6 protein-coding genes are annotated in these 9,488 nt (G+C 46.1%); 2 read left to right on the forward strand and 4 right to left on the reverse strand.

What is annotated here, in order from left to right; translation table 11 throughout:
• Window positions 1-280: 280 nt before the first annotated feature.
• The 3 genes from ACEW9O_RS01980 to ACEW9O_RS01990 form a co-directional block, all read right to left on the reverse strand.
• Window positions 281-691, reverse strand: coding sequence for a hypothetical protein (locus ACEW9O_RS01980; RefSeq protein ID WP_373548439.1), 411 nt, complete (start codon window positions 689-691; stop codon window positions 281-283).
• Window positions 692-1,008: 317 nt separating this feature from the next.
• Window positions 1,009-2,511 (reverse strand): hypothetical protein, encoded by a 1,503-nt coding sequence (locus tag ACEW9O_RS01985; protein ID WP_373548440.1) that lies wholly within the window; start codon window positions 2,509-2,511, stop codon window positions 1,009-1,011.
• Window positions 2,512-2,691: 180 nt separating this feature from the next.
• The gene (locus tag ACEW9O_RS01990; RefSeq protein ID WP_373548441.1) at window positions 2,692-2,979 is read right to left on the reverse strand and encodes a hypothetical protein; all 288 of its coding nucleotides are present in this window, start codon (window positions 2,977-2,979) and stop codon (window positions 2,692-2,694) included.
• A 34-nt stretch (window positions 2,980-3,013) separates the two neighbouring features.
• Here ACEW9O_RS01990 and ACEW9O_RS01995 point away from each other — a divergent pair, with 34 nt between their 5' ends.
• Both ACEW9O_RS01995 and ACEW9O_RS02000 read left to right on the forward strand, forming a co-directional pair.
• Complete coding sequence (locus tag ACEW9O_RS01995; protein ID WP_373548442.1) at window positions 3,014-6,025, forward strand: ATP-binding protein; 3,012 nt, start codon at window positions 3,014-3,016, stop codon at window positions 6,023-6,025.
• Window positions 6,026-6,200: 175 nt separating this feature from the next.
• A complete protein-coding gene (locus ACEW9O_RS02000) occupies window positions 6,201-7,430 on the forward strand; it encodes a formylglycine-generating enzyme family protein (protein ID WP_373548443.1) in 1,230 nt (409 codons plus the stop codon).
• A gap of 278 nt (window positions 7,431-7,708) precedes the next feature.
• Here ACEW9O_RS02000 and ACEW9O_RS02005 read toward each other — a convergent pair whose 3' ends face one another.
• Window positions 7,709-9,247 (reverse strand): alpha/beta hydrolase family protein, encoded by a 1,539-nt coding sequence (locus ACEW9O_RS02005; protein ID WP_373548444.1) that lies wholly within the window; start codon window positions 9,245-9,247, stop codon window positions 7,709-7,711.
• Window positions 9,248-9,488 lie beyond the last annotated feature (241 nt).

Here is a 9,488-nt window from a genome sequence, read left to right on the forward strand (position 1 = left end):
AATAATAAATTTATCGATGTAAAAATGCGCGTTGACTGCGGAGATGAGGCTAAAAAAAAAACGGGAAACAATACCTGAAATGCGCGACAATGGAGTAAAAAATAATATTATACTAAATTGAATATCAATTATTTATTTACTTTCTTTTTCTATCCTTTTGTTACATTGAGCGGACCGAATTACTAAAGGTTTAATTGGGGTAAATCAGTAATCATATTGTTATTTGTTGGGCAAAAAAATTCTGCCTGTTTTCATCAAGGCAGAATTCAAAACGCTATTTTCAAAAAACGATATCCAACCAATTGCCTCTGGCATGCAGAAGGTATTCGCCCGCTGGGACCTTGTAGTTCCCTACACCCAGTTTACGAGCAAAATATGCAGGCAGCCCAAATTGCTCCTCCATGATGAAAAATTCTCCCTGGAACAACTCATTGTAGAGTTCCTGGGAAAGGTCATTTTTGTTTAGTCGAAGGCCCAATTTCCCTTTAGGATTGACCAAGAGGATCACTGGTATGCGGCGAGGATGGGGATCCAGGCGTTTTGCGCCAGTCACTGTATAAATTCTACAGAGTCCCGATCCTTCACACCGCTTACCTGGTGTTCCAAAAACGACTTCACTAAACAGTATTCTTACATTTCGTAGCAGCCTTATTTTAGCCGCCAGATTGCCCTTCGGATGTATCTTTAACATTGCTTTTGGCTTATACCACTGTCACGTCAACAGTGATGATGACCTTGCATTCCGACTCTTTCGTACATGGAATAAGAAGTCGATTCCTCGTCCAACACAACTGTTGGGCGGGTTGTATGTTCTCGTGATGATGCAACATACACTGCTTTTTTAATAATATAAAATTATGACAATCCGTGTGGGAATGGGCTAAAAAAAAAGCGGTAATCATTACCTTCAAAAATGTGTAGAGAGAGGGAGTGGAAATGAATATGGAGCTGATAATCAGCTAAAAATTCATGTGTTTTTTCATTAAAACATTACAAAAACAGTAGCAATTAACGCAGCTGACTTTCCAACATATGGTACAATTTCTCGAAAGGAATGATCTCAATTTCATTGGTCTGATTGGCTGCCTCGCTGGGTACTGCGCTCATTTTTTCCAAATAAGACCGGGTTTTGGCCACAAAAGTGCTTTTGTCAAAACCAGAAAGTGGAATCTGCAACAAGATTTTGATGAAGTAATGGCTGCGCAAGGTGTGGTCGTTGCGCAAGTACTTATAGGTGTACTGCTCCAGTGACTCCACCTTGTCAATGAACTGCGACTTTTTTCCTTCCGATAACAAGTGCAGCAATTGGGCCACCAAAATGCCAATGTTCATTCCTTTTTTGTCTTTGGAAAAAACGGGCGTTTCATTTTGAAAACGGCTGAGTTTAAAGTTTTTGAGGCTATCGTTCGCAGAGGGTTTGATGGTTTCAAAACGAATCAGGTAAGCCATGTAAGCGGCAAAGATTTTCCAAATCTCCTTGACATTATCTGGCAGCAAATTGAAACGTTTGTTTTTGATGACCTCGCTGTAAATCTCGTAAGCTGCCTGGTATTCGTTGGTATGCATGGCCAGGAGGAAAATGGATTCCTGGTATTTGAACCAGTTATAGCTACCCTCGGCCAGGAGTTTGCAGCAATTCTCGGCAGCAGCGCGACCAGCCTTGAAGTTTTTCAATTGTACATGGCAGAGCAACTCCTGGTAGTACAAAATCTGGAGGGGCACATGGGCTTCGTAATCCTTTTGCAAAAAGAATTGGATGTAGCGCTCGCACACTTGTAAAGCAGTGGTGTAATCATTGATGGAGGTATGGCAAGCCAATTCAATCAATGCACCGTAAAAATGCAGACGGTGTGAGTTGAATTTTTTGAGGGCTGGCGACAACTGGTCGTGAAAATCGCAGGCTTTGGTTTGAATGTCCTCCTTGGTCGATTTGTTGTTGACAAATCCGGAGCTCAAAATGATGTAAAACTCCTCAGCCCGGTTCTCCGCCTGGTAAATTTCCTGAAATTCACTGAACAGTTTGTTGAACTCTTCAAACCGAGTCATATCCCCCATCCGCGCCCCATAATACAAGCGCAGGACGCTGCATATGTCCATGGCTAAGCCACTGAAATCAAATTGGCGAGCCTGGCGCAATAGTTTGGTGGCCAGATCCGCAGCAGCGTCGTTGGCATTTTGCCCTAGCAGGATTTTAGCCGCGGCCCATTCGCGGTGGCTGCGGTAATACGCCTTTTGATAACTGTTGTACTTGTTACTGTTGAACTTCAGGGTGAGGATGGTATCGACCAAACGTTCTTTTAAATCTGATTTCAACTTGCGGTAAGAAGAATGCGAGCCCTCCCCTGGATACAGGGCCTTGGCTGCATTGTCGTCGGATTCCCAACTGTTTTGTGAGATGCCCTTGTAAAAGACAGACAATTTTGATGCGGTTCCAGAACTGCCATTGAACATCGCAGTGGCCCCACAGCCATTGTTCTCCATTACAAGAACCAGTTCCCGTAATTCTTTCATGAGATGTATTTCGTTATTAGCACATATAATTTTCCAACTTCAAATATAGCGTGCGAGGGGAAGAATAATAAGGACAAAACTGCATGATTTTTTTTTAAAAAAAAACGGCCCAAAAATGGCTTTATATTTCATAAATGCATACAAAACAATCATTTAAGTTATTTACTTTTCCTCAACAATTTAAAGCTTCACAAAATTATTTACTACCTCGATCCTGGTTTTTGGGGGGAAGAGGCGGCGTGGGGCAATCGTTATGCGTGCCAGATCGCAAACATGGGATGAAAGCAAGAGGAAAAAAACTGGTGATACCCTGGCATTCCGAGTGCACTTTGGCATTGGTAAATCAAAAATAAATTTGCCAACCTGGCTTTTTTTGCTGAGCCTTTCTTGGCTGATTTTATTAAATTGTGCTTGAATTTGAGTAATTTCAAGTCTTGTTTTCACTGCAATAGCTTCCATTGTTCTCAAAAAGTAATCCTTTTTAAAAAAAACTGCTGCTGTTTTGAAGAGACTTATCCTCATTATGGTGCTACTGCACTTGTTGGCTTTGTCCAATAGTTATGCCCAAGAAAATGGAATTCCTGTCGCTTATCGAGAACGGGTAAACATACTGTATCAAAAAATACAATCCGAAATCATCCCATTGCCCTTGCAGAATGCTGATTGCCCGCTGTCAAAATTGCAAAATGAATTACCAGAAGTGCCCGCAAATACACCTAACTTCGAAAAATGGTGGGCAACCCTCAATCAACTGCGCGACAATGGGAATGCTAACTGTTGCTACCAAATGCTGGATGCACTTGAGCCATACGCACATAAAGACCAAGCTACGTACCTGAAATGGCTATACTCTAAATCAGGGATACTAAGCGCTTTTCAGCTGAAAGATTCAGCTTTGGTTGTAGCGCAACAACTGAAAATCGCAGCAAATAGATCCGTGCAATTCCAAGGTTGGGCTGCCTTTGCTGAGGCAGCAATATATTTCGACCAACAAGATTATCATAAAACGTTTAACCTCGCAGCGTTTGCGCTAAATTTTGCAAGAAAGAAACGGGATAAAAAACTGGAGGGCAAGGCTTTGAGTTTGATCGGCTCAACCTCCCGCGCACTGTACATTAAACGGCCTGAAAAAAATGTATCTTTTCATAAAAAGGCCTTGCGTATCGCTGAATCATTGCAAGATACCAGTGCCATGATTGCTGAGCTCCTGCTCATTGGGGTCAGCTATGATTTAGGGCCAAAATTCGATAAGTTATTTGATTACACCGAAGCTGCGATAGCCCTGATCGGGCCGAATACCTCGCTCATAAACCGCATGAACTGCCTCCGTTATTTGGCGGTTTATCTTTCCAGGGTCAAAGATTTTGACCGATCCCTTACGCTCTATAAGACGACAATTTCCTATTTGAAAAAATTAAACAACCAGAGGTTGATTCAAAGTGCCTACCATCAGTCCGCTGATGTTTATGTACAACAAGCAGACCTGGAGAAGAACCCAAGAAAATACAATCAAGCCTTGGCCATGCTGGACACAGCAATGGTTTATGCCCGGGAAGATTTTTACCTATACCATCGTTATGCCTACATTTTGGAGTGCAAAGGTGATGCCAGGCAAGCCATGAAGTACTACCGCATGGCTTTTTCGGAACAAGAAAAAAACTATTTTAACCGCAATTCAAGCCTTTTGACCCGGATGGAAACGCGCCTGCGTACCCATGAAACGGAGATCCTACTGGAACAGCGCAACCGACAACGTTGGCAGCTTTTTGGGATCATGGCTTTGTTGGGGTTTTTGCTTGGTGGTTCAGCCTACGCCTACTGGATTACTCGAAAATTTGCCGAAAAAATCTTGCACCAAAAAGAATTGATCGAAAAACAAGCGGGTGAACTGCGCCACCTTGATGAAGTTAAAAACCGGTTTTATGCCAATGTGAGCCATGAATTGCGCACCCCCTTAACACTCATCCTCGGGCCGCTTGCTTCCACCCTGAAACGCAATCGACTTGAGCCAGCGGATGTCAGTTACCTCAAAACTGCTCAAACCCATTCCCGCCAACTGCTAAATCTTGTCAACGAAATCCTGGATTTGAGCAAGCTGGAAGCGTACAAAATGGAATTACAAGAAACCACCGTTGGTTTTCAAACCTGCATGCGCCGCCTGGTCAGTGCTTTTGAAAGCCACGCTGAGCGACTGAAGATTCATTTTGAATTTGAATACCATCCTGAAAATCAACTTCTGCTACTACTTGATACCGATAAGTTGACTAAAGTTGTCAACAACCTGTTGTCCAACGCGCTGAAGTTCACCCAACCAGGAGGTACCGTGAAAGTAGCCGTGGAAGCCTCGGACGAGGTAATTTGTATCAGTGTGAGGGATAACGGCAGAGGTATTCATCATGAAGATTTACCCAGTGTTTTTGATCGCTTTTACCAAAGTAGTCGACCAGAAGTTTCGGTAGAAGGAGGGACTGGCATTGGCCTGGCCTTGTGCCGGGAGCTAGCAGCGGTAATGAAGGGAAGGGTATGGGTGGAGAGCACTTTGGGACAGGGCAGCTGTTTCTTTTTTGAGTTTCCGAAAAAAGAAGCGACAGCCCCCGTGAATGAGGAAACCGAACTGATAAATGCTGACGGGGAGAACACCCCAGAAGACCAGGAATTAGCTACACAAAGTGAACTTTTGACCCCCCAACAATCCTTGAGCAAGCCGATCATAAGCCACCAGGCAACTTTACTGATCGTGGAAGACAATCCTGATTTGCGGGAATATACCGCCTCGATGTTGCGAAGTGCCAATTACCATATTCTGGAAGCCAACCATGGCGCTGAAGCCTTGAGCATTTTGACTGATGCCCAAACCACGCCAACTACATCGATAGACCTCATTATTTCTGATATTATGATGCCCGTCATGGACGGATTTCAATTGCTCAAAACCCTGAAAGATCAGGACGCTTTCCGGGCTATTCCAGTGATCATGCTTACCGCGCGAGCCGACCTGCGCGACAAACTTAGCGCCCTGCGAATTGGGGTAGATGATTATTTGCTCAAACCCTTTGAAGAACAGGAACTCCTGGCCAGGGTTGAAAATCTGCTCAACAACCACCAAAACCGGATGGCCAGAAAGATAGGAAACAAATCTAAGGAAGGGATTGATACCCCCACCCTCAGGAATACGAAGCTGATTGTTTCCCAAAAAGACCAGGAATGGTTGCTTGAACTAGAAACGGTGGTGGCTGAAGCCATGCCAAATTTGGATTTTAACGCAGAACGGGTTGCCGAACAGCTATTTATGAGCCGTAGCCGACTATTTTATAAAGTGAAAAAACTCAGCGGAATCACCTTCAACGAATACGTCCAGGAAATGCGCCTCTCTTTGGCGCGTACGGGTTTGGAAAACCGTCATTACGCGACCGTCAAAGAAATAGTGCATTCAGTTGGGTTCAAAGATGTGCGGTATTTTTCGGAGCTCTTCCGCAAACGTTTTGGTAGACTTCCTTCGGATTATTTCAAATAAATGATGCAGCAGCATTAATCCACCACCACCAGTATAACAGTTGGACGATTCTCCTACCAGATTGACACGATTGTCACTTGGTCGACCCCGTATCTTTGCAGAGATGGTAACCTATTGAAATCACTCGATTTCGAAAAAAAAACCATTAGTTACTCAACCAAAAATTAGCATAAACATGCAAACATCTATGAGCATCAAACTAAAAAACACTACTGCAACTCACCTGGGGTCGATGGCTATAATCCTGATGATCGCCTTGTTTTGCACCAACGCCAATAAGGTACAGGCACAAGGAAAAATTCCGGCTTCAGCGCAGCTAATTCTTCAATCTGGTATCCAGGACGGTGCAAATGGGAGAAACCGCATCCCATTGAATCGCACTGACCCCGCTTATACAGTAGATTTTTTGGACATCGCCCCGAGTATAAGATTGGATGTGACCTTCACGGATGGGACAAACTCCAATCCCAATGACTTCCTCAAAAGCTCCGCTCAAAACCTTGTCTTTGATGATGTCAGCGGTGACCCCAACGACATCATCCAGGTTTCTTATTGGAATGTAGACGATAAAAACCCTGGGCGGGGTAAATATGCCGCTCAACTGACTTCTACCGGAAAAGGGGTAGGAAGAGCTTATCTAAAGGTTTCTTTCCGCAATGCACCCGGAGTGAGCGCCTGGGCACCGGTAGAGGTGGTCAGCGGAACCGCGCAGAATCAGCCCATGGCCGCGGGTAAGCAAATGAGCTTTGTTTACCTTCCCGAAGGTAATTTTCTGATGGGCTCCCGCAATCCTACCCACGGCGAGATGCCAGAGCGGCGGGTCAAACTCAGCAAAGGTTTCTGGATGCAAACAACCGAAGTAACCCAAGGGCAATGGCAATCCGTGATGGGGAGTTTGCCAACTTGTGAATACGGAACCCTTTTTCCAGGGGGCAACAAACCCGTAGCCTGCGTGAGTTGGGAAGACACACAACTGTTCATTGCCAAACTCAATGCCAAAAACGACGGATTCAAGTACCGCCTGCCAACTGCTGCGGAATGGGAATATGCCGCCCGCGCGGGAACCTGGTCTGAAAACCTAAGTTATGCCAATGAAGTGGCCTGGTATGCCGACAACGCTGGCGGCACAACCCATGATGTGGGCACCAAGCAAGCCAATCCATCCGGCTTGTACGACATGAACGGCAATGTATTGGAATGGGTCAATGACCTCTTTGGTGATGATTATTACGGCAACTACGCCAGTGTTGACCCCAAAGGTGACTCGAAAGGTGAAGCGCGGATTTACCGTGGTAGTTGTTTCAATGATAAGACCGAATGGGTAACCCCAATCAATTTTGACGCCAAATTGCCGACAATGCGCGACGGAGCCGTTGGCTTCCGTTTGGTCCGAACGCCCAAATAACAGCCTGCTGCTAATAACCCTGCTTTTTAATGCCTACCTGTTTGTACATCGAACAGGCCTGGGGATTTAAGTGCCCGGTCATAAATAATCAACACCTTTTAACGGGATGTAAATGCTTATTCCATTGCTGCACCTGGTGATTTTAATGTCGGGACAAATGAATGCAACAAGGTCCGACTCAGTTGGGCGAACCCCGATTTGAAGGGAGTGGTCTGTAGCACAAGTCTTCTTGGTTTTAAAATCAAGAAGACTTGTGCTAGTGCACTACCTCAGTTGAATTACTGCGCGTTCTGGCGTTCGTACTTCAAAAACTTGGTTGCCCAGGGAATAAAATGTTTATAATTGGGGCCGTCGGTATGTCCACCGTCGTGTTGGCGCCAGGCCAGTTCACCATTCAGCATATCGGTGAGCATTGGCGGCATTTTTTCATTTTTATAATCATTGGATACGCCCAGGTCTTTTGCGCCCAATAATTTGAATACTGATCCGGCGGCAATGGTCGCCATGTAGCTGCCATTTTGGTCCAACCAGCGGGCATCTCCTTTTTCAGGAATGCCATAACTGATAAAGGTCAGGCGGGGCGCACAAAGTGCAATCAATTCATGGGAATCAACCGAGAGGTCACAACCTGTTTTAGTGCCAAAAGAAGATTCTTCTGTGCCGTATTTTAGGTAATTTCCTGCCATCCAATGGTATTCGCCACTCCCAGTAAGGCTTTCAACGGCTTCGCCAAAGACCCGACGGTGTAAGGTAGTGCCACCTTTACCAGAAGAGCCGATCAAGCCAACCGCAAAACGGGGTTCAAAGGCCAGGGCGACCAGCGCTCCTTTTCCATACCGGGAAACCCCTTCAATGCCTACTTTTTTTGCATCAACCGAAGGTTCGGTTTCCAGGTAATCGAGGCCGCGTGCAGCGCCCCAGGCCCAGGCGCGCAGAGCACCCCAGTCGTCGGGTTTGCGGGCTTGCCCCTTGTTCGTAAGGCCGATGATGCCTCGGGTCAGTCCCGCGCCATTGTCGGCCTGGATACTGGAGGGATCAATGGTGGCATACCCCCAACCTGCTGCGAGCAGCTGTTCGGTAGAGGGCAGGTCACCGGCGGGTGGTGGCGCAAATGGATTGGGTGCGGGCAAGCGGGTGATGGGGCTATACGCCGGATATTTTTCAAAAATGGCCTTCATTTCTGGATTCGACTGAATCATCATCTCCTTGAAAGCGGTATTGATTTTTTCCAGGTCATCGGGTGAGGGTTGAGCAGGAGCAGGCAAGGAAGGGCGGCCAAACATCATCAACACCGGCACGGGCCCTTTGACATTGGTAGGGACAACCAGCACCATGTTGATGTTCACATCGATCAGGGGATAGGCGCTGTTGTCTACTGTCCCGACGAGTTGTTTGGCGATGACCGGAGTACGCCCCACAAATTCCCGGTCGGTGATTTTTACCGTCCAGTTCACCTTGGGCACATTTTTGGGAATGCGGCCATACACTTCTTTTTCAAAGGCTTCGATCAACTCTGGTCGGCGCTGGTTCCACCACATGTCGGTGCTGTTTACCTTTTTGCCATTTTGGGTGGTGAGTACATCTGGCAGTTGTGGGCAAGGGTTTGCAATTGACTCGTCGTAGTTGGCGTGATTGGGTGCGGATTCATTGCCGCTGGGGCCGGGTCGTAATTTTTTGATCCCAAGTTGCTGTTTCATGTTGTCGTGGTCCTGTTGGGTCGTAAACGTGAGTAGCCGAGGGTACCTGCTGCTGTCAATTTGCGCGAGCAGGCTTTGTGTGACGCACACACAAAGCAGGAGTAATATTTTTGTTTTCATTGTTGTTTATAGTTTGACCTCAAGATAGGGATTATCAGTTTAGGTAGGGGTTCCAAACAGCAGTCATCCCAAATTTTCAAAATAATTCCAAAGCGACATAATTTTCAGTAGAGTAGAGAGAAGCGGCGCCGCCGCTTCTCCCCCTCGTCAAACCGTACGTGCGGTTTTCCCGCATACGGCTTTCCTATGATCTTCGTCATCAGCTTTCACAGGCGAACACCTCTGCCAGTGTATTTTGTCG

It is taken from the genome of Haliscomenobacter sp., from assembly GCF_041740695.1.
In the GTDB taxonomy this organism is placed as follows: domain Bacteria; phylum Bacteroidota; class Bacteroidia; order Chitinophagales; family Saprospiraceae; genus Haliscomenobacter.